This window comes from Sphingopyxis sp. Geo48 (genome assembly GCF_949769155.1).
GTDB lineage: Bacteria > Pseudomonadota > Alphaproteobacteria > Sphingomonadales > Sphingomonadaceae > Sphingopyxis.
In genome coordinates, this window is sequence record NZ_CATKPA010000003.1 from 197,299 (window position 1) to 224,175 (window position 26,877).

The window sequence follows — 26,877 nt, forward strand, 5'->3', positions numbered from 1 at the left end:
TCGGTGGACGCGGCGCAGGCAGTGCATGAAAAATTCCTCGGCGCGCTGACAGAAGGCCGCTTGCCCGGCCGCGCCGATGCGCCCGATCCGGCTGCGGCGGGCCTGTCGCGGGCGGAGGCGACCGATATCTTCCTGTCGCAGCTCACCAGCCGCCAGATGGACCGGCTGTCGCGCCATCTGCAGGCGCGCGGCGAGGGCTTCTACACGATCGGCTCGTCGGGGCACGAGGGCAATGCCGCTGTCGCCGCTGCGCTGCGCGTCACCGACATGGCGTTCCTCCACTATCGCTCGAACGCTTTCCAGCTCCACCGGGCGCGTCAGTTGCCCGGCGAGAGCGCGACATGGGACATGCTGCTCAGCTTCGCAGCCTCGTCGGAGGATCCGATTTCGGGAGGGCGCCACAAGGTGATCGGGTCGAAGCCGCTCAACATCCCCCCGCAAACCTCGACGATCGCGTCGCACCTGCCGAAAGCCGTCGGCGCGGCCTTCTCGATCGGCATTGCGCGGCGGCTCGGGCGCAAGGGCCTGCCGCTTCCCGACGATGCGGTGGTCCTGACCAGCTTCGGGGACGCCTCGGCAAACCATTCGACCGCGCAGGGCGCGTTCAACACCGCGGGCTGGGCGGCATTCCAGGGCACCCCGATGCCGCTGATCTTCCTGTGCGAGGACAATGGGATCGGCATTTCGACGCGCACGCCGACGGGCTGGATCGAGGCGCAGTTCCGCCACCGCGCGGGGCTGCATTATATCCAGTGCGACGGCACCGACCTTGCTTCGGCTTATGCCGGGGCGAAGGCGGCGGCGGATTATGCGCGCCGGACGCGAAGGCCCGTGTTCCTGCACATGGCGACGGTGCGGCTCTACGGCCATGCTGGGTCGGACGTGCAGGGCGCCTATCTGCCGAAAGCGCTGATCGAGGCCGATGAGGCGCGTGATCCGCTGCTCGCCGGCGCGGCCCTGATGGTGCAGCAGGGCTGGATGACCGCGGCCGAGATTGCCGAAACCTATGAGGAGATCGGCGCGACCCTGGCGCGGCAAGCCGAGGCCGCGATCCGGCGGCCGAAGATCACGACCTCGGCGCATGTCATGGAAAGCCTGATCCCGCCGACGCGCGAAGTCGCGCGGCCGAACACGCCGTCGGCCGATGACCGCAAGGCGCTGTTCGGCAGCGATGCGGGGCAGATGGACAAGCCGATGCACATGGCGCGGTTGCTGTCGTGGGCGCTCGCCGACCTGATGCTCGCGCACGAGGAGATCGTCGTCGCGGGCGAGGATGTCGGGCCGAAGGGCGGGGTCTATAACGTCACCGCGAAACTCCACCAGCGCTTCGGCTCGGCGCGCGTCATCAACACCCTGCTCGATGAACAGGCGATCCTCGGGCTCGCGATCGGCATGGCGCACAATGATTTCCTGCCGATGCCCGAGATCCAGTTCCTCGCCTATGTCCACAATGCCGAGGACCAGATCCGCGGCGAAGCGGCGACCTTGAGCTTCTTCTCGAACGGCCAGTACACCAACCCGATGGTCATCCGCATCGCGGGGCTCGGGTATCAGAAGGGCTTCGGCGGCCATTTCCACAACGACAACAGCCTCGCGGTCTTCCGCGACATTCCGGGCGTGATCCTCGCGGTGCCGTCGAACGGGCGCGATGCCGTGCATATGCTGCGCGAATGCGTGCGGCTGGCGCGCGAGGAGCAGCGTGTCGTCGTCTTCGTCGAACCGATCGCGCTCTACATGACGCGCGACCTGCACGAGGAGGGAGATGGCCTGTGGACCAGCACCTATGAAGCGCCGGGCGAAGGCACACCAATCCGCCTCGGCGACGTTGGCATCCATGGCGACGGCACCGACCTTGCGATCGTGACCTATGGCAATGGATATTATCTCTCGCGGCAGGCCGAGAAATTGCTCGCGGCCGATGGCGTGAAGGCGCGGGTGATCGACCTGCGCTGGCTCGGCCCGGTCGACGAGGACAAGCTCGTCGCCGCGGTGGGCGATGCGCAGCGCATCCTGATCGTCGACGAATGCCGCATCACCGGCTCGCAGAGCGAGGCGCTGATGGCGACATTCGTCGAGCGCACGCCGGGCAAGAAACTCGCGCGCATCGCCGCCGAAGACAGCTTCATCCCGCTCGGCAAAGCCGCGACGCTGACCCTGCCGAGCCGCGACAGCATTGTGGCGGCCGCGAAGGAGCTGCTCGCGCAATGACGCCTTTTCAGCACGCGCCCCTGCGAAAGCAGGGGCCCATCACCGAAGCTGTCCTTGTCCATCGCCGCTCGCACGAGATTGCGGCCGTGGGAGATGGGCCCCTGCCTTGGCAGGGGCACGAGGGCTTTTCGAAGAGGGGGAAGTGATGGGACGCAACCGCAAGACCGCGCTCGTCGTCGCGCCCGGCCGCGGCACCTATGGCAAGGGCGAGCTCGGCAGCATTGCGCGGCTCCACCGCGCACGCTTCGCCGAACTCATTGCAAACTTCGACGCGCAGCGCCGCGAGCGCAGCCAGCCAACGGTCACCGAGCTCGACGGTGCCGATCGCTTCAGCGTCGCGACGCATATGCGCGGCGATGTCGCGGCGCCGCTGATCTATGCCGCCACCGCACTCGACTGGCTGAGCATCGATCGCGACAAATTCGACATCGTCGCGGTCGCGGGCAATTCGATGGGCTGGTACAGCGCGCTCGCGCTCGGCGGGGCGGTGTCGATCGAGGATGGCTTTCGCATTTCGAACGCGATGGGCCTCAACAGCCAGACGCACGGCCCCGGCGGGCAGATATTGCTTCAGGTGGTCGACGAGGATTGGCGGCCCGTCCCGGGCCTCCGTGACCAGTTACTCGATCTCGTCGCGAATATCGCTGCGCGCCCCGGTCACGATCTCGCCTTGTCGATCGACCTCGCCGGGATGCTCGTCCTTGCGGGGAATGAGGAAGGTCTTGCCGCACTGCTCGCCGAAGCGCCGCAAACCCCCGGCCGCGATCCGCTGCGTCTCGCGGGTCACGGCCCTTTCCACACGCCGTTGATGTTCGGCAGCTCGGACAAGGCGAAGGCCGAATTGCCTCCGTCGCTGTTCGGCGGTCCTGCAATCCCGATGGTCGACGGGCGCGGGCATATCTGGCGGCGCTTCTCCAGCGACCCGGGCGCGATCTGGGATTATACCTTCGGCCACCAGATTCTTGCGCCTTATGACTTCGCGCTGTCGGTGCAGGTCGCAGTCAAGGAGTTCGCGCCCGACGTGATCATCCTGCCCGGCCCCGGCGACACGCTGGGCGGTGCGATCGCGCAGTCGCTGATCGGCATCGAATGGCAGGGGATGGCCGGCAAGGCCGATTTCGTGGTGCGGCAGGCGTCCGACCCGATCCTGCTCTCGATGGGACGGCCTGAGCAGCGCACGTTGGTCAGTCGATAGAAATCGGGGTCACCCCACAGAAATTGGGCCGGCGGAGATGGAACTTTCTCCGCCGGCCCGCTTGGGATCCGTGGCCTGGTGGGGTTCGGCCACGAGGGAGAACGGCGGTGCCGATGGGGACCAACTCAGCGGCGGTCGTCCGTTCATCCTCCTTATAGGCACCTGTGCGGCGATCCGGCGGTGCCGATCGGGATTCATGCACCGAAATGGAGAGGGTTCCCGCGCGCCAGCTCGGCGGTGAAGGCGAGGCGGAGCAGCTCGGCGACGCTGCCCGCCCCGGCGCGGCGCATGATGTTCGCGCGGTGAACTTCGACCGTGCGCGGGCTGAGGTCGAGGCGGCGGGCGATCGCCTTGTTGCCCATCCCCGCAGCGATCGCCTCCAATATGTCGCGCTCGCGCGGCGTCAGTGCGGCTAGCCGCAGTTCAGCGTCGCGGTGCATCGCGAGCGCGTCGCGCCGCGCCTGCCAGCTTGTGATCGCCTCGTCGATCGTGCGGCGGACGAGGCGCGGGTCGAGCGGAGCGGGGAGCAAATCATGCGCGCCGCCGCGCAGGATCGCGCGGGCATCGGCGATGCCGAGGCGGCTCGCGGCGACGAAGATCGTGACATCGGCGCGTCCGGCGAGCTGCGCGAGCAATGTCTCGCCACTGACGCGTCCTGCTTGCTGCCAATGAAAGAGCAGGATCGCGCAGTCGGCATCGGCGCCCGCTTCCAGCCAGGCGTCGGCGCTCGCGAAGCTGCGCACGATCCGGCCGCCGGGCTCGGCAAGCGTGCGGAAACACGCCGCGCGCTCGACCGCCTCGGGCAGGATCAGATGGATATGGCCCCCGCTCTGGTTCACGCGCCCAGGCTGGCGCGCCCAGCCGCCGAAGCCCAGCGCGATCCGCTCGGCTTCGGCGCCGATATGAGGCGATCAGGCGGCGACGGGCAGCCGCAGCGTGACGATGGTGCCGTACGGGTCGGCCCGCGCGATCGTCATCCGACCGTCGTGCATGTGGGCGATCGTCTCGACGAGCGAGAGCCCGAGCCCGGCGCCCGAGCCGCCGCGCGCGGGGTCGAGGCGGACGAACCGTTTGGCCGCCTCGCCGATCTGCTCCTCGGCGATGCCGGGGCCGTCGTCGGCGACCCTTATCTCGACGTCGGTTCCGTCCCGTGCCGCAGACAGCCGGATCGCCGATCCGCCGTCGGCATATTTCAGCGCATTGTCGATCAGGTTCGACAGCGCCCGGAGCAGCATTTCGCGGTGCGCGATCAGTTCGAGCTCGGCGGGCGCGTCGACGCTGATCGCGAAGCCTTCGTCCTCGGCGAGCGGGCCATAGACTTCGGCGAGATCGTCGAGCAGCGGCGCGAGTGCGAAGCGGGCGAACTGGTCGCGGCCGATGCCGGCCTCGGCGCGGCTGATCTCGAGCGCGGTGTCGAGCAGGCGGTGCAGGCTGTCGGCCTCGTCGATCGCGCCGGCGAGCGCGGCGATCGCGTTCGGGTCGCGCGTGCGGCCGAGCGCCTGTTCGAGCGTCGCTTTCATCCGCGAGACGGGCGAGCGGAGGTCGTGCGCCATCGAATCGGTGACCATGCGCAGCTCGCCGACGAGCGCCTCGATCCGGTCGAGCATCGCGTTGATCGAGGTGCCGAGCCGGTCGAAGGCGTCGCCGGTTTCGTCGCGCTCGACGCGCGCATCGAGCTTGCCCGACGCTATGGCCGAGGCGGCGCGCGCGAACGCGTCGACCCGCCGCGACAATATCCACGCCGCGAGCGCGGCGACGACGGTCGCGATCAGGATTCCGGCGGCAAGCGCATAGAGAAAAGCCGCCTGACTCGCCCGGGCGAGCTGTGCCTGCGCCTCGAGCACTTCCCCGGTTAGAAGGACATGGCCGGTGTCCAGGCGCCGCGTGACCAGTCCCATCTCCTCGGCAGCCGTGCCGCCCTCGCGGAACAGGCTGATCCGCCGCCAGCGTTCGTTGTCGCCGAGCGTCGCGGGCCATTGCTTGAGATTGCCGACGATCGCCCCCCCGCCCGGACCCTTGAGCAACACGACGAAATTGCGGTCGTCACGCGCCGCGAGCCGGTCGCGGATCGCACGGACGAGGCCGGCCTCACCCTCCTGCCGATATTCCTCGGCGAAATCGTCGCGTGCGACCTCGGCCGCGGTGCGCGCGTCGGCAAGGATCGTCGCGGCGGTGAAGCGATGAATGACCGTCAGCCCCAGCGCGAGCGCCGCGACCTGCGCGAGCAGCAACGCGAGCGCGAGCCGCACCGTCGTTGACTGGAAGAACCCCCGCCGCATTGGCGCCTAGCCCGCCTTGCCGAGCATATAGCCGGCGCCGCGGATCGTGTGGACGAGCGGCTTGTCGAAGCCGTCGTCGACCTTGCGGCGCAGGCGGCTGACATGGACGTCGACGACATTGGTGCCGGGGTCGAAATGATATTCCCACACACCCTCCAGCATCATCGTGCGCGTGACGACCTGTTCCTTGTGCCGGAGCAGATATTCGAGCAGGCGAAACTCGCGCGGCTGGAGCTCGATCCGCCTGCCCGCCCGCGTGACGCGGCGATTGAGCAGGTTCATCTCCAGATCCTCGCACGCGAGGATGGTTTCGACCTGCGTTCCGCCCGACGGTTTGGCGATCAACAGCTTCAGCCGCGCGAGCAGTTCCGAAAAGGCGAAGGGCTTGACCAGATAGTCGTTGGCGCCCGAGGTCAGCCCCTCGACGCGTGCATCGACCGCGCCGAGGTTCGAGAGGATGATGACCGGCGTCGCGACCTTCGCCGCGCGCAAGGCGGCGAGAACCGCCATCCCGTCCATCCCCGGCAGCATCCGGTCGAGGACGATCGCGTCGTAACTGCCGTCGGTCGCGTGGAACAGCCCGTCGCGCCCGTCGGCGGCATGGTCGACGACGAATCCTTCACCGGTCAGGCTCTTGACGATAAAGTCCGCGGTCGTCCGGTCATCCTCGACGACGAGTATTTTCTGGGACATGCGGTTCCTTCACGCGGGTGGGCGGCAGATGCTTATAGCGGCTCTCGCCTGCATGGCGAATATGGAGGTCGACCCCCCTTGCCGCGTCGCCTTTCACCGCGCGCGCGACCGCAGAGACCGATGCGATCGGCTTGCCGTCGATGCGGTCGATCACGTCGCCCGCCGCGATGTCGGCCTGCGCCGCCGCGCTGCCGTCCTGCACGCTGGTGACGACCAGCGCTAGCGGCGCGTGCGGCGCCGCGCGCTCGGGCTCAAAGGTCAGGCCCGGAAGCTGACCGCCGGGCCCCGGACGCGGCGCGGCGGCCAGATGCACCGCCAGCGCAACGACGGCCGCCAGCATGATCAGCATGGCACCGGCGGGGGGCATGGGGCGCGGGCGCACGGCGTGCATCAGGCCAGCGCAAGCGCGGGCGGCCGCGCCTTCGTCTTTGTGGGTGGACGGCTGACGATATGATGGACCGCCGCCATGCCCTGCGCGAAAGCCATGCCGCGCGGCCCGGCAATATAGCGCGGTTCCCAGTGCGTCGCGAATTTCGCCTTGTAGCTGCGCAGGCCTTCGAAGCCGTACAGCATCTCGCCATGGCGGAAGAGAAAGGCTGCGCCGCGCGCCCACACCGGGGCCAGCTTGCGCCCGTCGATTCCCGACAGCGGCGCGATCCCCAGCGTGAAGCGGCGATAGCCCTCGGCCCGCGCATATTCCATCAACCGGATGAACAGGAAATCCATCACGCCATAGGGGATGGCCTCGACGTGCCGCATCAGATCGACCGACATTTCGGCGCGATTCTCGGTCGCGAGGATGTTGGCGAAGGCGACGATCCGCCCGTCGATCCGGACCACCGCGCACGGAAAATATGCCATATAGGCGGCGTCGAAACTGCCGAGGCTGAACGCCTTTTCGCGCTGCTTCTTCGCCGCGAGCCAGTCGTCGGACACGGCCTTCAGCTCGGCGATATGCGTGGGCACCTCGGCGGCGGGGATGATCGCGAATTCGGCGCCATCGGCGAGGGCGCGTCGCTCGGCATGGCGCAGCGACTTGGCCTGCGGCCCGGCCAACGTGAATTCGTCCAGCTCGACGCGCGCTTCCTCGCCATATTTGACGATCGAAAGGCCCAAGTCGATCGCATAGGGCAGGCAGCGCGCGCCGATCTGATAGAGCAGGATGCGCCCCTGCGCCGCATCGGCCCTTTCGCGCAGTTTCCACAGCAGGTCCGACCAGCGCGCTTCATTGCCCACCGGGTCGCCCATCATGATCCAGTTCGCGCCCTGCGCGCGGTACATCAGAAAGGCATCGCCCTCGTCGGCGAGCAGAAAGCGCTTGTCGCCGGTGTAGGCCAGAAAGGCGTCGGTCTGCTCGGCCAGCGCCAGCGCCGGCGCGATCTGGTCGAAATTGACCGCGCTTGATCGCGCCGAGCGCGCCGACGGCGCGAGGAGCCGCCAGAGCGCGAGGCCCGCGAGCAGCACCGCGATGCCGAACTGTGCGCGCAGGAAACGCGGCGCGTCGCCGTTCAGGCTGAACTGCCACCAGAGGCTGCCCGAATAGGCGACATGCTTGTAGGCGAAGAAGCCCGCGAAGGCCGAGGCGAGGATCGCGGTCAGCGCGGCGGCGATCCAACCGGTCGACAATGGCGCGTCGATCAGCGCGGTGCGGCGGTAGAAGGCGGCGCGGCTCCACTGGAGCGCGGCGACGATGCCGGTGAGGATCAGCGCCTCCTCATAATCGCCCCCCTTGGCGAGCGAGAAGAGTATCGCGGCGGCGAGCAAGGCGCGCGTCGCGATGAAGGCGCCGTCGAGGCGGCGGAGCAGCCCGGGCGCGAGGAAGAGGAGAAGCGTGCCCGCAAGGCTCGCGGCAAGGTGCGAGGCCTCGACGAACGGCAGCGGAAGGAAATGCTTGAGGTCGTGCATCCGCGCCGCCTCCGCCGGGGTCGATCCCGAGAGGAGGAGGATTAGACCGCCGGCGAAGACGAGGGCGGCGAGCAGCGGCGGCGCCAGCTCGCGCAGCAGCGACTGCCCCGCAGCGGCGAGTTGCTTCGCCGGTCCGTGCCACGCGCGGCTTTCGTGCCAGGCGAGGAGCAGCGCGGCGAGGAGCAGCGGCAGCAGATAATAGATGACGCGGTAGGCGAGCAGCGCCGCGAGCAGCTCTGCCTTGTCACCGGGCACCATCGCAATCACCACCGCCTCGAACACGCCGAGCCCGCCCGGCACATGGCTGATCAGCGCGGCGATGATTGCGAGCGCATAGCCGAGGAAGAAGAGCGGCCAGGCGGCCGGATCGGGCGCCGGGAGCAGGATGAACAGCGCGGCGCTGGCAGCGGCGAGATCGAGCGCGGCGACAAGCGTCATCGCCGCGCTCATCGCCGGACCGGGTATCGGCGTGCGCCAGCCGCCGATCTCGATCGCGCGCAACCCGAAATGGCGGAGCAGGAGCGGGATCAGGCAGATCGTCACTGTCGCGATCCCGGCGAGGTGCAGCCAGTGGAGCGACAGGCCGAAGTCGAAGAAGGGCAGGATCTGCGTGCTCGTCGCCGCGGCGAGGCCGGCAAGCAGGATCACGCCGTTCCAGAAGGCGAGGCTGGCGAGCGCGATGACGCTGCCGATCTCGCCGCCGCTGAGTCCGGCGGCACGATAGACGCGGTAGCGCGCCGACCCGCCGGTGAGCAGCGCGAGGCCGAGATTGTGGCTGAGCGTGTAACTGGTGAAGCTGGCGAGCGCCGCCGTGCGCCACGTAAGCTTCTTGCCGAGCACATGCAGCGCGAAACTGTCGTAGAGGGTGAGGAGAAGATAGCTTGTCGCGGTGAGCGCCAGCGCCCCCGCGATCTGCGCCGCCGACAGCGCGTCGAAGGCGTGGCGGATGGCGTGCGGGCGTACCGAATGGAGCAGGCCGAAAAGGGCCGCGAAGCCGAGCGCGGCAACCAGCAGCGCGGCGAGGATCGCGAGCGTGCGCCTGTGCGCGCGGGGCCAGCCGAAAATCCAGCTCATCGGCGCGTCCAGTCCTGCCGCTTGCAGAGCAGGCCGCCGAGGATGCAGCCCGAGATGCGGATGGCGTCCGGCCCCTTCTGCTCGATCGTCGAATAGAAGCGGCGCCCCTGGTCAGGGACATAGACCTGGCCCGTCCAGCGCGCGGCGCCGCTCCTGCGATAGTCGCTGAGCAGCTCGGTTCCGAGCAGCGCATTTACGCCGGCGTCGCGTGCGTCGGCCATAGCCTTCGGGCTCGCCCAGACGATATTGCCGCAGAGCAATTGTCCGCAAAAGCGCGTCCGGACAAGCAATGTCCCCCTGGGGTTCTCCCACAGGCCGATCGGGCTCGCGGCGGGGTGCGGGGCGGCGCCCGCGGCCAGTCCCGTCGAGGCGGCGAGCATCAGGGCCAGCGCCATCATCTTCATGATCGATCGTCCTTCGCTTGATGGATTGCGGGCAGGATCGCTGCGGTCAGCGCCGCGTCGTCGAAGTCCAGCCGGTGCCCGCCGGGCAGCGTGACGCGCCGGACATTGGGCATGGAAAGTTCAGGGCAGAGGCTGCTCGCCTCCTCGGCGCCATGGATGCAGGTGACCGGAACCCAGGTCAGCCGGGCGGCGGTCGGCAGCGCGAGCGCGTCGGGGGTTTCGAGTCCCGCGAGTTCGACGGGCGAAGCGCGAAAAATGATGTCGTGCCCCGGAACCACCAATATGACGGCGCGAATCGGGCGCCGCGCGGCGACCGGCAGGTCGGCAAGGCCGGCGTGGAGCATGTCGGCGCCGAACGACTGGCCGATCAGCACCACATCATCGGTGCGACCGAGCGCCATTGCGCGGCGCATCGCGCCCGCGACCAGCGCGCTTGCTTCGGCCGCGGTGCGACGGGGCGCGAAGAAGGACAGGCTGTTGACGGTGACAATTGCATAACCGCGCGCATGGAGCCGCGCGGCGACCTTCGGCGTCATCCCGACGCGGTCGCCCATGTCACCCGAAAGCATGACGATCGCCGGGCCCGCCGGGCCGGCTCCGGCGGCGGGCAGGTCGTGGAAGATAGTGTGGCGATAATAGCCGAGACAGACGTAGCCGAGGCCGGCGCCGAGAAGCGCGAGCAGGAGCAAGAGCAGCCCCGCCCGTCTCCATCGTCTTGTGCCCATCTTGCTTGTCATGAGGGTCTTCATAGGCTGTCGTGCGCCTCCGCAAGCTGACGCGCGGATTACGATATTGTCATGTGCCGGCCATCCGGGTGACGGCCGCGCGGGACTAGAAGCAAGGGGTCGAAGGCGATTGAGCTCCTTCGGCGACCCGAACCGCAGGCTGGCCGGGGTCTCACCCGGCACCCGCTGATCCCGGCCCGCCTGCATCCGGCCAGCCCCCCGCCCCGGGGGCTGGCCGCTTTTCGATGGATCGCCTGCCCGCTTCGGGCAATCACACCATCGTTTGCATGGTCATGCGCACCGCGCTGTGCTTTAGTCGGTCGAGGTGTTCTGGTTCGGGAGAGATGACGCGATGGCCGACGGCAAAGCCCGCTATCAGGCCTATAACGCCCCGGCGGGCGGCTGGGGCGCGGCGGCGGCGACGGCGAAGGTGCTCCTCGAACAGAGCGTCGTCACCAAGGGATCGCGCGCGCTGCTGTCGATGAACCAGCCGGGCGGCTTCAAATGCCCGAGCTGCGCCTTTCCCGACGCGACCTGCACCAAGAAGCTCGAATTCTGCGAAAATGGCGCGAAGGCGCTGGCGCATGAGGCGACGAAGTTCCGTGTGACGCGCGATTTCTTTGCGCAGCACAGCGTATCCGAGCTGATGGAGCAGTCGGACTATTGGCTCGAGATGCAGGGCCGGCTGACCGAACCGATGCGCTACGACGCGGCAAGCGACCATTATGTGCCGGTGAGCTGGGACGATGCCTTCGCGCTGATCGGATCGCACCTGCGCGCGCTCGAAAGCCCGCATCAGGCCGAATTCTATACCTCGGGCCGGACCCCGAACGAGGCGGCGTTCCTTTATTCGATCTTCGTGCGCGAATATGGCACGAACAATTTTCCCGATTGCTCGAACATGTGCCACGAACCGACGAGCCGCGGGCTGCCCCCTGCGATCGGCGTCGGTAAGGGTACCGTGATCCTCGACGATTTCGATCATGCCGAGGCGATCTTCGTCATGGGACAGAACCCCGGCACCAACGCGCCGCGGATGATGACGCAGCTGTTTCATGCGCACAAGCGCGGCGTCCCGATCGTCGCCGTCAACCCGATGCCCGAACGCGCGCTGATGCGCTATACCGAGCCGCAGGACGTCGTGCAGATGGCGACCTTCGGATCGGCGCCGATCGCCAGCGAATTCGTCCATATCCGGATCGGCGGCGACCTTGCTTTCCTCAAGGGCATGATGCGCGTCATGTTCGAACGCGAGGCCGCGGGCGAGGCGGTCCTCGACCGCGCCTTCATTGCCGAGCATACGGTGGGCGTCGAAGCGCTGCGTGACGACATACTGGCGCAGGACTGGGCCGAAATCGTCGCGGTATCGGGCATATCGGAGGAGCAGATCCGCCGCTGCGCCGAGATCTATATCCGGTCGAAGGCGACGATCATCTGCTATGGCATGGGGCTGACGCAGCACCAGTTCGGGTCGCAGCTGGTCCAGCAGGTCGCGAATATCCTGCTGCTCAAGGGCAATTATGGGCGGCCGGGTGCGGGCATTTCGCCGATCCGCGGCCATTCCAACGTGCAGGGCGATCGTACCGTCGGGATTGACGAGAAGCCGACACAGGCCTATCTCGACCAGGTCCAGCGCGTCTTCGGCTTCGACCCTCCGCGCGAGAACGGGCATCATACGATCGAGTCGGTCGAGGCTATGCTCGCGGGCACCGCGAAGGTCTTCATCGGGCTCGGCGGCAATTTCGTCCGCGCGATTCCCGACACGACACGCGCCTACGACGCGATGTGCTCGCTCGACCTGACCGTCGGGATCGCGACGAAGCTCAACCGCGGGCATCTCGTGCACGGCAAGGACGCGCTGATCCTGCCCGTCGTCGCGCGGTCGGAGCGGATCGAGACCGCGGCGGGCGAACAGTTCGTGACGATCGAGGATTCGATGTCGAACGTCACCGCCTCGCGCGGGGTGCTCGACCGCGCGAGTGACGACCTGAAGCCCGAGGTCGAGATCGTGTGCCGCATCGCGATGGCGGCGCTACCCGCAAGCCGCGTCGACTGGGCGGGCTATATCGACGATTACGACCGCATCCGCGACAAGATTGCCGAGGTCTATCCGGCGCTCTATTCGGATTTTTCGGAACGGATCAAGGCGCCGATGGGCTTTCATCTCGACGTTGCGCCGCGCCGGCTGGTGTGGCTCACGCCGAACGGCAAGGCGAATTTCCAGATCCTGCCAGGCCTTCTTGTCGATCCGCCGGTCGACGATCCCGCGATGCTGCGGCTCTCGACGATCCGTTCGCACGACCAGTTCAATACGACGATCTACAGCTATAACGATCGCTATCGCGGCGTGTACAACGACCGGATGGTGCTGTTCGTCAACGCCGAGGACCGCGAAGCGCGCGGGCTGGCGGCGGGGGCGAAGGTGGCGCTGGAGACGATCGCCGCCGACGGGATCGACCGGCGCGTGGGCGATCTGACGCTGGTCGACTATCCGATGCCGCGCGGATCGCTCGCGGGCTATTATCCGGAGCTCAATCCGCTGTTGCCGCTCGATCATTACGATCGCGTCAGCGGCTGTCCCGCCGCGAAGTCGATCCCCGTGCGCATCGTCGCGGCGGCGGGCTGACGCCACCGATGTCGCGTCGCGCGAAGCTCGCCGTCGGCCGGCACATCGCGCCGGTCCGCTTCCTTCTCTTCGCCGCGGTTTTTGCGGGCGTCGCCGGCGCGCTGGCGGCACTTGGCGATGGGAGCCGGACGGCCCTGCTCATGGGGTTTGACGCGGGGGCGCTCGTCTTCCTCGCCGCGTCGCTGACGCTGCTGCGTTCCGATGCCGAGCAAATGCGAGGTCGCGCCGTCGACAATGACGCGAACCGCGCCGGCCTGCTCGCGATCTCGGTGCTGCTGTCGCTCGTCGTCCTGTTCGCCGTCGGGACGCTGATCGCGAGCCCCGAAAAACTCGATCGCGGCGATATCGTGCTGATCGTCGCGACCCTCCTGCTCGCATGGCTGTTCGCGAACATGGTATTCACGCTCCATTATGCGCATCTCTATTATCTGCAGGAGGGCGGTCGCGATCGCGGCGGGCTGGAGGTGCCGGGGGTCAAGGAACCCGGTTACTGGGACTTCCTCTATTTCAGCTTCACCTTGGGCATGACCTTCCAGACCTCCGATGTCACCATATCGGGCGCGCATATGCGCCGCGTCGCGCTCGGCCATTGCATGGCGGCGTTCGTGTTCAACATGGGGATATTGGCGTTCACCGTGAACGCGCTCGGTGGCCCCTAAGCTATCGGTCCGCCGCTGATCAACAATGCCGAATCCGCGCGCGCGAGCGCGACGAGCGTCAGTCCGGCGGCGGCGGCGCGTTCGGCGGCGAGGCTGGTCGGCGCCGAGATGGTGACGAGCATCGGACAGCCCGCGCGCACGGTCTTTTCGACCAGCTCATAGCTGCACCGCGCCGAGAGCAGGATGAAGCCGCCCGCCGGATCGATCGCCGCGCGCGCGAGGGCGCCGACCAGTTTGTCGAGTGCATTGTGCCGCCCGACATCCTCGCGCGCGCAGAGAATCTCGCCCGCCGGCGTACAGAAGGCGGCGGCATGAACCGCGCCGGTCGCGCGGCCTAGCGGCTGGTGATCGGCGAGCGCGGCGAGCGCCCGCGCGATCGCGGACCGGTCGACGTCGATGTGTGCGATGACGCTCGGCAGCGGGCGCAGCACCGCCTCGATATTCTCGATCCCGCACAGGCCGCAACTGCTTTCGCTGACCCGGCGGCGCGCGCGTTCGAGCGCCAGATGCGCGCGATCGGGGGCGAGCCAGAGGCGTAGCGCCCAGCCGCCCTCGATCGGGTGGACGCCGATCTTGGTGAGCTGCGCGGGCGTCTCGACCAGCCCCTCGGCGAGCGCGAAGCCGAGCGCATAGTCCTCGAGATCGGCGGGGGTCGCCATCATCACCGCGTAGCCGATGCCGGAGACCTCGACCGACACCGGCGCCTCGATCGCGAGCGCGCGCGTCAGGTCCGAATCGCCGCGCTCGGCAAGACCGATCCGGCGGACGCCGCGGTCGGTGGTCGATGCGCCGACGGGGCCGGCTTTGCTGTCCTGCGCGCTCATTATAGGGTCCAGCCTATAGGCGGCGCGCCGCGCGCGGACCAGCGGAACATGCCGGTCAGAAATGCACCGCGTTGGCCGGCTCGCGTTCGATCGCCCTGATCCCGACCGCGAGCAGCATCGCGATTTCGCGCGCGACATGTTCCTGCTGGGCAGCATCTGTATAACTCGCCCGCGCAAGCCAGCCGAGGACGCCCGCTTGCAGTGCCGTCGCGAAGGTGCCGATCGGCCGCATACTCCCATCGACGACGCCCTGCTGGACGTGCGCCAGCGTCAGCACCGTGAGCTCGTCGGCGTAGCCATAGAAACGCGCCTGATGCTTCGCGCTAAGCATTTCGAAACCGGCAAGTGGCATCAGCGGCGACAGGTCCGCGCGCATCTGCGTCAGCGCCCAGGCTTTCTGGAAGGCGATGTAGCCGGGCAATTTCGGCCCCGGCTGATCGAACGCCGCCGATTGCAGATGGATGCCCATCCGCATCATCCTGAAATAGCATTCGGCGACCAAAGTCTCCTTGTCGCCGACATTGTGATAGAGGGTGCGTGGGGTCGCCCCGATGGCGGCCGCGATGTCCTCAAGCGTCGTCGAATCGATTCCCTTGCTGTTGAAGAGGCGCGATGCCGCGGCCAGAATCCGCTCGCGCTTCGCGTCGCCTACGGCGGCACGATCGAACGCATCGGCGACCGGGCTGGTCAACGACTCGATATCGAGCGGCCGGTAATCGACCGCCGCGCTGCGATCGCTCGCCCAGCCGTGGAAAAACAGGCACTCGGCCGATTGCAGCATCGACGGACCGGTGATCTCGAGCCGCCGCCGGTTCCACAGCATGGCAAGCGGCGCCCAGAAGAGCGTGTTGATCAGTGCACGCGCGACGATCTCGAAATCGCAGGCGCGCACGATCCCGTCGCGATGCCCGGCGTCGAGCAGGGCGACGATGCGCGCGATCACCGCGTCGAACCGCCGTTCGACCTCACGCCTTTTATCCTCCGGCAGCAGGCCCGGCTCGACGATCGCGCACAGCGCGGGGGCTTCGGGGCCGAGCAGACGCCGGAGCATCACGCGTATCTGTTCGATCGCGCCGCCCGCGGTGCTTGCCGCCTGCGCGACCTCGTCGTCGAGCCGGTCGCAGCTTTGCACATAGCATTGGAAGACCAGATCCTCGCGGTCGGCGACATGCTGGTACATCGCCATGCGCGTCACCCCGATCTCGCGCGCGACGTCGGCGAGCAGCGTCGCGACGACGCCGCGGCGGTTGATCAGCCGCGTCGCGATGTCGAGCACCTGCCCGCGAGTCGCCTTGCGCGGCGCGCCGCGTTTGCGCTTGGGCGCGCTTCCGTCCTTCGCCATCGCGGGAGAATTTACCTGTTCATCCAATCGCTTGCCCTATTTATTTTCGTTTCATTGCATAAAGGATATTTTGTGATATTAATTGCTGCGGGAGTAAGGTGCAAGCAAACAGGCTGCAAGCGATGAACACATCCATGCACGACCGCAGGAAAAGGCAACCCGACGCGGGGCTCGCCGCCTGCGAACCCGTCCGCGCCCGGCGGATCGCGATTCTCGCCTATGACGGCGCGAATGCGCTAGACATATTCGGGATCAGCGAACCCTTTGCACGCGCCAGCGAAATCCTGGGGCGCGGGAAGCCCGCCGACCTCATTTTCGGCGACGAATGGCCGTACCGGCTCTCGATCGTCGCGCCCTCCGCCGGAACGGTACGGATGATTTCGGGCGGCCATGTCGTCACCGAGAAACTCGGCGAGCCCGATCCCGCAGACCCGATCGATACGCTGATCATTCCCGGCGGCGCAGGGATCGTCCCTTGGAGCGTGCAGGACGGAACGCTGGCGTGGATGCGGCGCCATTCCCTCGCCGCGCGGCGCGTCTGCGCGACAGGCGGCGGGGTGTTTCTGCTCGCCGCGGCGCGTCTGCTCGAGGGTCGGCGCGCGGTGACGCGTTGGGACGTCGCGGCGACGCTCGAGGCCGATTATCCCGAAACGCGGGTCGAGCATGGCACCACCTTCGTCCGCGACGGCCGGTTCTGGACGGCGGCGGGCAGCAGCTCGGCAGTCGATGTCGGGCTCGCGATGGTCGAGGAAGATCTGGGGCGCGGCGTCGCGATGCGGATCGCGCGCCAGCTCGTCGTCGTCAACCGGCGCGGCGCCGACCAGCCGCAGATCAGCACATTGCTTCGCGCGCAATCGGTCGAGGAGGATATCTTCGACGGGCTGCACCAGTGGATCGCCGACAATCTCGGCGCCGATCTCCGCCTCGAACAGCTTGCGGCGCATGTCGGCATGAGCACGCGCAATTTCGTGCGCCGCTATACCGAAGTCGTCGGCAGCTCCCCTGCCAAGACGGTCGAGCGTATGCGCGTCGAGGCGGCGCGGCAGGCGCTCGAAGCGGGCGACGGGCGGATCGAATGCATCGCGCATCGCTTCGGCTTTTCGTCGGCCGACGTGTTTCGCCGCGTATTTCTGCGCCACATGGGCAAGGCGCCGCGCGAGTTTCGCGCGACATGTCGTGAAACACCCGTCGCGGCCTGACCGGCAACGCCTTGGCGCCGGGCTGGCGCGATCCTTTTCCGATAGCTTCGTCGGCTTTCCCCGGTGGGTCGCCATGCCCCCGGAATCGACGCATTTGCGCCATGTCTTCGGCGCAAAAGGTCGGATAGTTGGCGTTGTCGCCAGGCCTTGCTCGCCGCACCATCCCGCGAAACCGATAAACTTTGGGGAGTGGTGATATGCGTGCCTTTTCGCACAAGAAATTCCTGTTGCTCGCGACCGTCGCGGCGCTTGTTCCGCAGGCGGCAGCCGCCGAAGCGGCTGACACCGCCGATGCTGCCGACAGCCGCGACACTGAAATCGTCGTGACCGCGCAGAAGCGCGCGCAGTCGCTGCAGGACGTACCGATCGCGATCACCGCGCTCGACGAAAAGCAGCTCGAGATGCGCGGCATTCGCACCATCGAGGATCTTCAATATTCGACCCCCGGTTTGACGATGTCGGCGAATACGCTCAACAACTCGCGCCTCATCCTGCGCGGCGTGGGAGCGGAAAATCCGGTGATCGGCGGCGATCCCGGCGTCTCGCTCAACATGGACGGTCATTATCTCCAGGCGGGCAGCTTCCTGACCCGCGACCTGTTCGACATCGAGCGGATCGAGGTGCTGCGCGGGCCGCAGGGCACGCTCTATGGGCGCAATGCCGTCGGCGGGGCGGTGAACATCATCACCAAGAAGCCGAGCGACGTGTTCGAGGGCAGCGTGTCGCTGACGCTCGGCAATTATGACAAGCGGCTGTTCCAGGCGGCCGTCGGCGGTCCGATCTCCGATCGGCTGCGCTTCCGGCTCGCATTGTCGAACGAAAAGCGCGACGGCTATATCACGAACATCGTCACCGGCCGCGACCTCAACGACAGCGACTATACGAGCATCCGCGGCGCATTGTCCTTCGACCTGTCCGAGCGGCTCCAGATCAATGTCAGCGGCTTCTATTATCATGACGACAGCACGTCGGCGACGCTCAGCCCGCAGGCGCCCTACACTTGGTCGCCACTCATCTACGCACTCTACCCGGCGGCGGCGACCACGGTGAACCCTTCGATAGCCGATGGCCAGGTCGTTGCCTTCAACATCGATCCCACGAAGGAAGATGTGACTTATGGATTCTTCGCGGATACCAGCTGGGATCTCGGCTTCGCGACGCTGAAGTCGATTACCGGGTACAGCAACAACAGCCTCAAGAATCTGGACTTCGATCTCGACCTGTCGCCGCTGAACATTGCCGAACAGGACATCACGCTCGATTTCGAGACGCTTACGCAGGAGTTGCAGCTGGCCTCCAACGGCAATGGGCCGCTTTCGTGGGTCGGCGGGCTCTTCTATTATCGCGAAAACTCGCAATATACGCTGCCCGTCCTGTTCAACTATCTGGGGCTGATCATCCCGAACGGGCAGATCCTGACCTTCGGGCCCAACGTCTTCGACAGCTCGTCCTACGCCGCCTACGGTCAGGCCGACTATTATCTCACCGACAAGCTGCAGGTCGTTGCGGGTGCGCGCTACACATACGACAAGAAGCGGCTCGAGGAAGATACGTTTGCGCCGGGTCTGGGGCTGTTCGACCCTGCGACGGGCGGACCGATCCATTCGGGGCCGTACAAAAAGCATTGGGACCAGTTCAACTACAAGCTCGGCGTCAACTGGTATCCGACCAGCGACCTGATGCTCTATGGCAGCTACTCGACCGGCTACAAGGCGGGCGGCTACCAGGCGGGCGGCTCGAACGGCAATGATTATGACCCCGAAACGGTCGACGCAGTCGAGATCGGCCTGAAGAGCCAGTGGTTCGACCGGCGCGTCACCTTCAATCTTTCGGCCTTCCGATACGATTACAAGAACAAGCAGGAATATCGCCGCCCGCCGGTCGGGGTGAGCTTCCTCGAAAACGCCGCCTCGGCGGTATCGAAAGGGGTAGAGGTCGAATTCAACGCCGAGCCGGTGGACCGGACCCGCTTCGAATTCGCGCTCACCTACCTCAGCGCCAAATATAAGGATTTCTCGTCGGTCGACGAAACCAATCCGCTGGCGACGGGAACGCCCTTTGCCTGCACGCCCGTGCCGCCGGCGACCGCCTGTCCGATCAATGTTGCGGGGAACCGCCTCACCCGTTCGCCCGAATGGAAATTGAGCGGTGGGCTCGAACAGAGCTTCGATCTGGGGTCGGTCGGCACGCTGACGGCGCGCTTCAACACCTCCTGGGTCGGCAAGCAGTTCACGCGGCCGTTCAACGACCAGCCCTATGTCATCGGCTCCTATTGGCGGAGCGGTGCGCGCATCGTGTGGACCGACCGGTCCAAGCGCTTCTCGGTCACCGGCTATGTCGACAATCTGGAGAATAACGACGTCGCCGCGGACAAGGAGACGAACCCCTCCTTCGCGCTCTTCCTGCCGCGTGGCACCTATCTGCCGCCACGCACCTGGGGCGTTCGCTTCGGCGCGACCTTCTAAAATGGCGACCTTGCTGGAGCCCGCCGTGCAATTGCCGACAAGCAACGCGCGCTCGGCGGGCTTCTGTCCCGACGCGCTCGGCCGTATCGATCGTTTCTATGGCGAAATGGTCGGGGGCGGGTTGATGCCCAACATGGCCTATGCGCTGGCGCGCAAGGGTCAGGTCTTCGCCCGCGGACATATGGGCTGGGCCGATCGCGAGACCGGCCGGCCGATAGAGGCCGACAGCATCTACCGGCTGCTGTCGCTGACCAAGGCCTATTCGGGGGTCGCGGCGATGATTCTCGTCGAGGCGGGGCTGATCCGTGTCGACGATCCGGTCGCCGACTATATTCCCGCCTTCGCGAACATGAAGGTCTGGACCGATACGGGGCTGGCTCCGGCCAGGACGGCGATCACGATCGAACATCTCGTCACGCATATGTCGGGGCTGACCTCGGGCTTCTTCGCTGGGCTCGTCCCCGATTTCTATCTTGCGAACGGCCTGCAGGAAGGGACACGCGAGGCGCAGCAGCCGACGCTCGCGGAGTATGTCGACAAGCTGGCGTCATTGCCCCTGATCGCCGAACCCGGCACGGCGTGGAACTACAGCGAGGGTCTCGCGGTCCTCGGCCGGATCGTCGAGATCGTCAGCGGGATGCGCTATGCCGATTTTCTGAAGACGTATCTCTTCGATCCGATCGGCGCCACAGACACCGGCTTTTTCGTGCCGCACGACGAGCAGCACCGGCTGGTCCAGCTCTACGCTGCGCAGCCCTTCACCGGCGGGCTCGAAGAATGCACGACGATGCGCTTTCCGCGGCCGGGCGGTCCGACCTTCCATCCACTCGACGTGACGCGGCAACCGGGCGCTGACCTCGGCGGCGCGGGGCTCGCAGGGACGGTCGACGACGTATTGCGCTTTGCGATGATGCTTGCCGGAAAGGGCGCACTCGGCGAGGCGCGCGTATTGAAGCCCGAAAGCGTCGCCGAACTCCGCCGCGGACGCGTCATCGACCGGCTCGGCAGACATGCCATGATGAAGATGCCGCTCGACGAACGCGGCATCGGCCTCGACATGGGGATGGGCGTTGTCGTCGTGCGTGAACCCGAGCTTGCGAGGGACGCAGGCGGGCAGGGAAGCTTCAGCTTCGGCGGCTCGGCGGGAACGCGTTTCTGGGTCGATCCCGAACTCGAGCTCGCGGCGGTCTTCTTCACCCAGACCATCAACTCGCCCGCACCCTATTTTGCGCCCTTCTCGCGCTTCGTTTATGAAGCCTTGCGTGCGGGGAGCGCGCGATGAGCACACCCGATCTCCCCATGGAAAAGGTTGCCACGATGGTTCCGGCACAGGCAGGCGGCCACCGCTATGCGCTCGCGCTCCTGCTCGCCGCGAGCACGCTCAGCGCCGTCGATCGCCAGATCCTCAACGTCCTCGTCGAACCGATCCGCCGCGATCTCAGTTTATCGGATACGCAGATCGGGCTGATGACCGGGCTCGCCTTCGCGCTCTTCTACGCGACGATGGCGCTGCCGCTCGCGCGGCTCGCCGAACGGATGCGGCGGCCGCTGTTGCTCGGCGGCTGCATGGCGCTGTGGAGTCTGTTCACGATGGTCTGCGGTGCGGCGCAGAGCTTTGTCCAGTTGTTCGTCGCGCGCGTCCTGGTCGGGGTCGGCGAGGCCGGAAGCGGCCCCGCGTCGCATGCGCTCGTCACCGACATCACGCCGCCCGAAAAGCGTGCCCGAGCGCTCGCGCTCGTCGGTTCGGGCCAGCCGCTCGGGGCGCTGATCGGGCTTGCGTGCGGCGGGATTGCGGCCGACGCTTTCGGCTGGCGCTGGGCGTTTGTACTCGCGGGTTTCCCCGGTATTGTCCTCGCGCTCCTGATGCTGTTCACGCTGCGCGATCCGCGGCCCGCGATCGGCGCCGACGATGCGGTGCCGTCGGCGCGCGAGGCGCTCGGCGTGCTCGGGCGCAAGTTCAGCTTCTGGATGTTCGTCACGGGTTCGTCCTTCGTTTCGACGACGACGCTCGCTTTCGGTGCCTTTTTCGGTTCGCTGCTGATCCGCAACCACACGCCCGAACTCGAGGCGCTGGCTGCGCGCTTCAGTCCCGGCCTCGGCGCGACGAGCGTCGTCGGCGCCATGCTCGCCCTCGCGTTCGGAGCAGCCGGCGCGTTGGGGGTCATCGTCGGCGGAATGATCGCCGATCGGCTGCGCGCGCGCGACCCCGCTGCTTACCTCGGCGTCCCCGCGCTGGCTTCGCTTGCGAGCACCCCTTGCTTCGTCGCAGCAGCAATGATCGCCGCGCCGCTCACCGCGCTCGGCTTCCTCTCGCTGGGGATCGTCATATCGAGCTTTGCGATGGCGCCGGTGCTGGCCGGTGCGCAAAGCATCGTGCCCGTGCGGATGCGGGCGACGACCTCTGCCGTGCTGTTCCTGATCGTCAACTTCGTCGCGCTCGGAGTAGGGCCGCTCAGCGTCGGCATCCTCAGCGACGCGATCGGCGGCGCCGACGGCTTGCGCCTCGCTCTCGCCTGGTCGGCAATCGGCGGTCCGCTGGCGGCGGTCGCCTTCTGGGCGGGTCGCCCGGCGCTGGTGCGCGACTTCGAGGCGTGACCGCTTTGGCAAAAAGCGTCGGGTGATTGGCGTGGCGGCGGCAGCCCCCGCGAGCCAGCTTTCGATCGGATAGCGCCCGCTTGGATGCGCGGCGCAATGGGAGACGACACGTGACTGCCAAGTGGAATCCGTCGATGTCGACGGCGCCTGAAAGCTATCCGCATATCGATAATGCGAAGATCAAGGGGCATTGCGACACGCGTTTCGAGCCGGTCTGGCAGGCGCTCGAGATGAGCTTCGCGATGGGCGAGGACGTCGGCGCGTCGGTCGCGGTGTTCATCGACGGGGAACCGGTCGTCGACATCTGGGGTGGCTATTTCGACGCCGATTTCGATCGGCCCTGGGATCGCGACACGATCATTACGACCCATTCGACGACGAAGACGATGACCGCGATGGCGGCGCTCGTCCTCGCAGACAGCGGCGAGCTCGATCTCGACGCGCCGGTCGCCAGATATTGGCCCGAATTCGCGGCCGAAGGAAAAGCTGAAATCTCCGTTCGCTGGCTGCTCGGCCATACGTCGGGCCTCGCCGGATGGACCGAAGATGTCAGCTGGGCCGACGTCTATGACCTTGAAAAAAGCACGGCGCTGCTTGCTGCGCAGGCGCCCTGGTGGAAACCGGGTACTGCGTCGGGCTATCACGGGATCACGCAGGGGCATCTCATCAGCGGGGTGATCGAACGTATTACCGGCAAGACGCTCGGCCGCTATTTCGCGGACCATGTCGCGGGTCCGCTTGGCGCTGATTATCATATCGGCATCGATGCCAGCGAGGATCATCGCATCGCCAGCTTCGTCCAGGCGACGCCGAAGCAATTGCCATCGGGCAATCCAATCGCCGAGCGTGTCGGACTCAATCCGGTCCTCAACCCCCGACTCGCGACGACCAGCGACTGGCGACGCGCCGAAATCGGCGCTGCGAACGGGCAGGGGAACGCGCGGTCGGTCGCGACGGTCCATTCGGCGCTCGCCTGCGGCAGCGCCAACGGCGTCACGCTGTTGTCCGATGCCGGGCGCTTGCGGGCGCTCGAAGTGCAGGCCGACGGCATCGATTTGCTCCTTGGATTGCCGGTCAAATGGGGCATGGGCTTCGCGCTCGAATCGCCGCTGCGCCAGAATCGTCCGGGGCACCGCGTCGCCTATTGGGGCGGCCAGGGCGGCTCGTCCTGCCTTGTCGATTTCGACGAGCGCATGTCGGTCGCCTTCGTGATGAACCGCTTCGTCGAAGGCCCGGGCGAATCGGTCCGCGGTAGCCGCATCATCGAGGCGGCCTATCAGAGCCTGGGGCGCTGACGTGGGCGACCTGCTTCCGATCGGCGATGTTCCCGGCCACTATGCGCGCCAGTTCGGCCCCGATCGCTGGGCGCTCGAACATAATGGCGAGGTCATGACATGGGCCGAGCTCGAACGGCGCGCGAACCGGCGCGCCTGGGCGCTTGCCGCGCAAGGAGTCCGCGACGACGATATCGTCATGCTGTCGCTGCCGAACGGCAATGCGCTGTACGAGCTGACCTTCGCGATCTGGAAATGCGGCGCCACGCCGTGCGTCGTCTCGTCAAAGCTGCCGCTCGCCGAGATCAAGGCGATCGTCGCCCTTGCCCGCCCGCGGTTGATCATTGCGGCAGATGCAACGCTGGCGTTCGCGATCGACGCGATGCCCGTCTCGTTCGGGCTCGACGGCGGCTGCGACCTTCCCTTTCCGACGCGGGTTCCCAAACATTGGAAAGCGATGCCCTCGGGCGGATCGACAGGCCGGCCGAAAATCATCGTCGATCATCAGCCCGGTGTCGTCGACCTGTCGGTCGCGCCGGCGATGGGGCTGCCCGAGGGCAAGGTCGTGCTGAACCCCGGTCCGTGCCATCACAATGCCCCCTTTGCATTCTCGCACATCGCGCTGGGCCGCGGGAACAGCCTGGTTGGCATGACCAAATTCGACGCGGCGCAGGCGCTTGCATTGATCGAATCGCACAAGGTCGCGTGGGTCGTGTTCGTCCCGACAATGATGAACCGCATCGCGAAGCTTCCCGACGAAGTTCGCGCGGGCGCCGATCTCTCGTCGCTCGAACGGGTGTGGCATATGGCGGCACCGATGCCGCCGTGGCTCAAGCAGGAATGGATCGACTGGATCGGGGCCGAGAAGATCTGGGAATATTATGGCGGCACCGAACGCCAGGGAGCGACGGTGATCAGCGGCGAGGAATGGCTGGCGCATCGGGGCTCGGTGGGCCGCGCCGTCGAGTGCGAGATTTGCATTCTCGGTGAGGACGGGCAGCCGGTGCCGCAGGGCGAGATCGGCGAAATATTCCTGCTCCCGCCGGGTGGTCTGGGCTCAACCTATCACTATCTCGGCGCCGCGGCGAAGCAGGCGGGGGGAGGCTATGAATCGATCGGCGATCATGGCTGGCTCGATGAAGAAGGCTATCTCTATCTCGCCGACCGGCGCACCGACATGATCGTTTCGGGGGGCGCGAACATCTATCCGGCCGAGATCGAAAATGCGTTGATGGAATATCCGGGCGTCGAATGCGCGGTCGTGATCGGTCTGCCCGATGACGATATGGGCGCGCGCGTCCACGCGATCGTGCGTCCCGACCCCGCCGCGCGTCGGACGCCGAACGCGGACGCGCTGCTCGCATTCCTCGGCGACCGGCTGGTGCGCTACAAGATGCCGCGCTCGATTGAATTCACCGCCGAGGAATTACGCGACGATGCCGGCAAGGTGCGGCGGAGCGCGCTTCGCGAAGCGCGGATCGCAGCGACGGTTATCGCCTGACCGCGCGGTGGCCCGGCTGGGGGCGTTCGGCGGCGGCGCGGAACAGAGCGGCCAGCTGCGCCGCATCGCGTTCGCTGTCCCAATGGGGGCCCGGAGCGATGTTGAGCCGCGTGACCAGATAGCCGAGATGAAGGCTGAGGAAAGAGCGCGCGAGAAAAGCGGTGTCGGCATCGGCCGCAATCGCCCCGTCCGCTTTGAGCCTGTCGAGACAAGCGACAAGCGGTCGCCACAGCCGCGACAGCCACACCGGGCTGTAGCGCGCCTTGAAGGTCGGATTCTGAAGGATTTCGACCAGAAACATGCGGCCGGCGTCCGATCCCGTGCCCTGCGCCTTCGCGCGCTCGACGATCACCGCCCGGTTCCACTGCTCGAAGTCGTCCCACGTACGCGGCGGGTCGGTCTCGAGCTGCATGAACAGCGACTGGTCGAGCTGTTCGATCGCGACGCGGTCGAGCACTTCGGTGAGCAGCCCTTCTTTGCTGCCGAACTGCTTGAACAATGTGCGCTCCGTGCTCTTCGCGCGCTCGGCGATCTCGCGTGTCGTCATTCCGGCGAGCCCCTTTTCGATCAGCAGCGCCGCCGCCGCCTCGATCAGCGCCGCGCGCTTCGCATCACCCCTTTTCATCGTTTCGGTCACGTCGAACCCCGGAAGTATAGCAATCACTTTACATTTAATACGAATCAATGTATAGCGTCCACTATACATTATGCGCTCAGGAGACATTTCCGATGCTTGCCGCCGCCGAATTGAAACCGCACTCCGTCGAAGGCGCCACCGACATGGTCGATGCGACGATCAGAGCACGCCATGCCGCCCGCCGCTTCCGCAAAGACCCGGTGCCAGCGGCTATGGTTCGCGATATCCTCGACGTGGCACGCTATGCGCCGAGCGGGACGAACATCCAGCCGTGGCGGGCGTGGGTCGTCACCGGCACCGCGCGCGACCGGTTGTGCGCTGCGACGGTGGACGCTTTGCTCGCCAGCGGCCCGCAGCCGCAGGAAGAAGAGTATAGATATTACCCCACCGAGTTTCCCGAGGCGATCCTTGCGCGTCGCATGGCGTTCGGGGCGGCCTTCGGCGCCGCACTCGGCATCGCGCACGACGACATGAACGGCCGGATGCGCGCGATGGCGCGCCAGTTCCTCTTCTTCGATGCGCCGGTCGGGATCATCTTCACGATGGACCGCGCACTCGAACTCGGCAGTTTCCTCGACTATGGCTGCTTCCTGCAGAACGTCATGCTCGCCGCCAAGGTGCGCGGCCTTGACACCTGCGCGCAGCAGAGCTGGTGTCAATTCCACCGCGTGATCCGCGCCGAACTCGGCATCCCCGAAGGCGAGATGCTGGTGTGCGGCATGTCGCTCGGCTGGGCCGACGAAGCCGCGCCCGAAAACAACCTCGATCTGGGCCGCGCCCCGATCGAGGATTTCGCCACCTTTTGTGAATGAGGACAAGACCCGAATGACCGACGAATCCCCGCAAGTGCTGAGCTACCGCGGCGTCGTCTATCCATGGCACTGCGATCAGATGGGCCACATGAACGTCATGTGGTACACCGGAAAATTCGACGAAGCGACGTGGAACCTCTTTGCCGAACTGGGCCTAACGCAGGCCTATCTGGCCGCGAACGGACGCGGGATGGCGGCGGTCGAACAGACGACGCGATATCTGCGAGAGCTGGTTGCGGGTGACACGGTCACCATCACCTCGCGCCTCGTCGAGGTGCGCGAAAAGGTGCTGCGATTCGAGCATTCGATGGTCCGGACGACCGACGGCATCCTCGCGGCTACATCGGCGATCACCGGGGTTCACCTCGACACGGCGCTGCGTAAGGCGTGCGCTTTCGAAGAGGATATTCGTTGCCGAGCGGCAGCGATGATCGGAGGGCATACAGCCGATCCGGTGTAG

Annotated in this window: 22 protein-coding genes; 12 read left to right on the forward strand and 10 right to left on the reverse strand. The window is 66.6% G+C overall.

What is annotated here, in order from left to right; translation table 11 throughout:
- Window positions 1-3: 3 nt before the first annotated feature.
- Entirely contained in the window at window positions 4-2,208 is a 2,205-nt protein-coding gene (locus tag QOL79_RS12470; protein ID WP_283419804.1) for a thiamine pyrophosphate-dependent enzyme, read from the forward strand.
- Window positions 2,209-2,353: 145 nt separating this feature from the next.
- Window positions 2,354-3,403, forward strand: coding sequence for an ACP S-malonyltransferase (locus QOL79_RS12475; protein ID WP_283419805.1), 1,050 nt, complete (start codon window positions 2,354-2,356; stop codon window positions 3,401-3,403).
- Window positions 3,404-3,597: 194 nt separating this feature from the next.
- Here QOL79_RS12475 and QOL79_RS12480 read toward each other — a convergent pair whose 3' ends face one another.
- The 7 genes from QOL79_RS12480 to QOL79_RS12510 all read right to left on the reverse strand — a co-directional run bounded on the left by QOL79_RS12480 (window position 3,598) and on the right by QOL79_RS12510 (window position 10,495).
- A complete protein-coding gene (locus QOL79_RS12480; protein ID WP_283419806.1) occupies window positions 3,598-4,242 on the reverse strand; it encodes a response regulator transcription factor in 645 nt (214 codons plus the stop codon).
- Window positions 4,243-4,314: 72 nt separating this feature from the next.
- Window positions 4,315-5,682, reverse strand: a complete 1,368-nt coding sequence (locus QOL79_RS12485; protein WP_283419807.1) for a sensor histidine kinase — start codon at window positions 5,680-5,682, stop codon at window positions 4,315-4,317.
- A 6-nt stretch (window positions 5,683-5,688) separates the two neighbouring features.
- Complete coding sequence (locus QOL79_RS12490) at window positions 5,689-6,375, reverse strand: winged helix-turn-helix domain-containing protein (RefSeq protein ID WP_204992118.1); 687 nt, start codon at window positions 6,373-6,375, stop codon at window positions 5,689-5,691.
- Window positions 6,344-6,766 (reverse strand): PDZ domain-containing protein, encoded by a 423-nt coding sequence (locus QOL79_RS12495; protein ID WP_283419808.1) that lies wholly within the window; start codon window positions 6,764-6,766, stop codon window positions 6,344-6,346. Before QOL79_RS12495 ends, QOL79_RS12490 begins: the two co-directional genes overlap by 32 nt.
- Window positions 6,766-9,354 (reverse strand): bifunctional lysylphosphatidylglycerol flippase/synthetase MprF, encoded by a 2,589-nt coding sequence (mprF, locus tag QOL79_RS12500; RefSeq protein WP_283419809.1) that lies wholly within the window; start codon window positions 9,352-9,354, stop codon window positions 6,766-6,768. Before mprF ends, QOL79_RS12495 begins: the two co-directional genes overlap by 1 nt.
- A complete protein-coding gene (locus QOL79_RS12505) occupies window positions 9,351-9,758 on the reverse strand; it encodes a DUF2147 domain-containing protein (RefSeq protein ID WP_283419810.1) in 408 nt (135 codons plus the stop codon). Before QOL79_RS12505 ends, mprF begins: the two co-directional genes overlap by 4 nt.
- Window positions 9,755-10,495 carry an AcvB/VirJ family lysyl-phosphatidylglycerol hydrolase gene (locus tag QOL79_RS12510; RefSeq protein WP_283419811.1) on the reverse strand — a complete coding sequence of 247 codons (741 nt, stop codon included), beginning with the start codon at window positions 10,493-10,495 and terminating at the stop codon, window positions 9,755-9,757. Before QOL79_RS12510 ends, QOL79_RS12505 begins: the two co-directional genes overlap by 4 nt.
- 340 nt (window positions 10,496-10,835) lie before the next feature.
- On the opposite strand from QOL79_RS12510, the gene QOL79_RS12515 reads away from it, so the two are divergent.
- Both QOL79_RS12515 and QOL79_RS12520 read left to right on the forward strand, forming a co-directional pair.
- Window positions 10,836-13,109 carry an FdhF/YdeP family oxidoreductase gene (locus QOL79_RS12515; protein WP_283419812.1) on the forward strand — a complete coding sequence of 758 codons (2,274 nt, stop codon included), beginning with the start codon at window positions 10,836-10,838 and terminating at the stop codon, window positions 13,107-13,109.
- Window positions 13,110-13,117: 8 nt separating this feature from the next.
- Window positions 13,118-13,768, forward strand: coding sequence for a DUF1345 domain-containing protein (locus QOL79_RS12520; RefSeq protein WP_058456539.1), 651 nt, complete (start codon window positions 13,118-13,120; stop codon window positions 13,766-13,768).
- Here the strand turns inward: QOL79_RS12520 and fdhD are convergent.
- Together fdhD and QOL79_RS12530 are read right to left on the reverse strand one after the other, a co-directional pair.
- The gene (fdhD, locus tag QOL79_RS12525; protein ID WP_058456540.1) at window positions 13,765-14,592 is read right to left on the reverse strand and encodes a formate dehydrogenase accessory sulfurtransferase FdhD; all 828 of its coding nucleotides are present in this window, start codon (window positions 14,590-14,592) and stop codon (window positions 13,765-13,767) included. The genes QOL79_RS12520 and fdhD overlap by 4 nt on opposite strands.
- Before the next feature lie 55 nt (window positions 14,593-14,647).
- Entirely contained in the window at window positions 14,648-15,934 is a 1,287-nt protein-coding gene (locus QOL79_RS12530; RefSeq protein WP_283419813.1) for a TetR/AcrR family transcriptional regulator, read from the reverse strand.
- 134 nt (window positions 15,935-16,068) lie between these two features.
- On the opposite strand from QOL79_RS12530, the gene QOL79_RS12535 reads away from it, so the two are divergent.
- The 6 genes from QOL79_RS12535 to QOL79_RS12560 all read left to right on the forward strand — a co-directional run bounded on the left by QOL79_RS12535 (window position 16,069) and on the right by QOL79_RS12560 (window position 24,968).
- Window positions 16,069-17,133, forward strand: a complete 1,065-nt coding sequence (locus QOL79_RS12535; RefSeq protein ID WP_283419814.1) for a GlxA family transcriptional regulator — start codon at window positions 16,069-16,071, stop codon at window positions 17,131-17,133.
- A gap of 197 nt (window positions 17,134-17,330) precedes the next feature.
- The gene (locus tag QOL79_RS12540) at window positions 17,331-19,598 is read left to right on the forward strand and encodes a TonB-dependent receptor (RefSeq protein ID WP_283419815.1); all 2,268 of its coding nucleotides are present in this window, start codon (window positions 17,331-17,333) and stop codon (window positions 19,596-19,598) included.
- Between the two features lies 1 nt (window position 19,599).
- Entirely contained in the window at window positions 19,600-20,880 is a 1,281-nt protein-coding gene (locus QOL79_RS12545; protein ID WP_283419816.1) for a serine hydrolase domain-containing protein, read from the forward strand.
- Window positions 20,877-22,193: a spinster family MFS transporter gene (locus QOL79_RS12550; RefSeq protein ID WP_283419817.1), complete on the forward strand. Its 1,317-nt coding sequence runs from the start codon at window positions 20,877-20,879 to the stop codon at window positions 22,191-22,193. The genes QOL79_RS12545 and QOL79_RS12550 overlap by 4 nt, the downstream gene beginning before the upstream one ends.
- A 110-nt stretch (window positions 22,194-22,303) precedes the next feature.
- Window positions 22,304-23,488 (forward strand): serine hydrolase domain-containing protein, encoded by a 1,185-nt coding sequence (locus tag QOL79_RS12555; protein WP_283419818.1) that lies wholly within the window; start codon window positions 22,304-22,306, stop codon window positions 23,486-23,488.
- Window position 23,489: 1 nt separating this feature from the next.
- Window positions 23,490-24,968 (forward strand): AMP-binding protein, encoded by a 1,479-nt coding sequence (locus QOL79_RS12560; RefSeq protein ID WP_282949344.1) that lies wholly within the window; start codon window positions 23,490-23,492, stop codon window positions 24,966-24,968.
- Here the strand turns inward: QOL79_RS12560 and QOL79_RS12565 are convergent.
- A complete protein-coding gene (locus QOL79_RS12565; protein ID WP_282949345.1) occupies window positions 24,958-25,593 on the reverse strand; it encodes a TetR/AcrR family transcriptional regulator in 636 nt (211 codons plus the stop codon). The two genes, QOL79_RS12560 and QOL79_RS12565, sit on opposite strands and share 11 nt — an antisense overlap.
- Before the next feature lie 104 nt (window positions 25,594-25,697).
- Here QOL79_RS12565 and QOL79_RS12570 point away from each other — a divergent pair, with 104 nt between their 5' ends.
- Window positions 25,698-26,417 (forward strand): nitroreductase, encoded by a 720-nt coding sequence (locus QOL79_RS12570; protein ID WP_197410190.1) that lies wholly within the window; start codon window positions 25,698-25,700, stop codon window positions 26,415-26,417.
- A 13-nt stretch (window positions 26,418-26,430) separates the two neighbouring features.
- A complete protein-coding gene (locus tag QOL79_RS12575) occupies window positions 26,431-26,877 on the forward strand; it encodes an acyl-CoA thioesterase (protein WP_283419819.1) in 447 nt (148 codons plus the stop codon).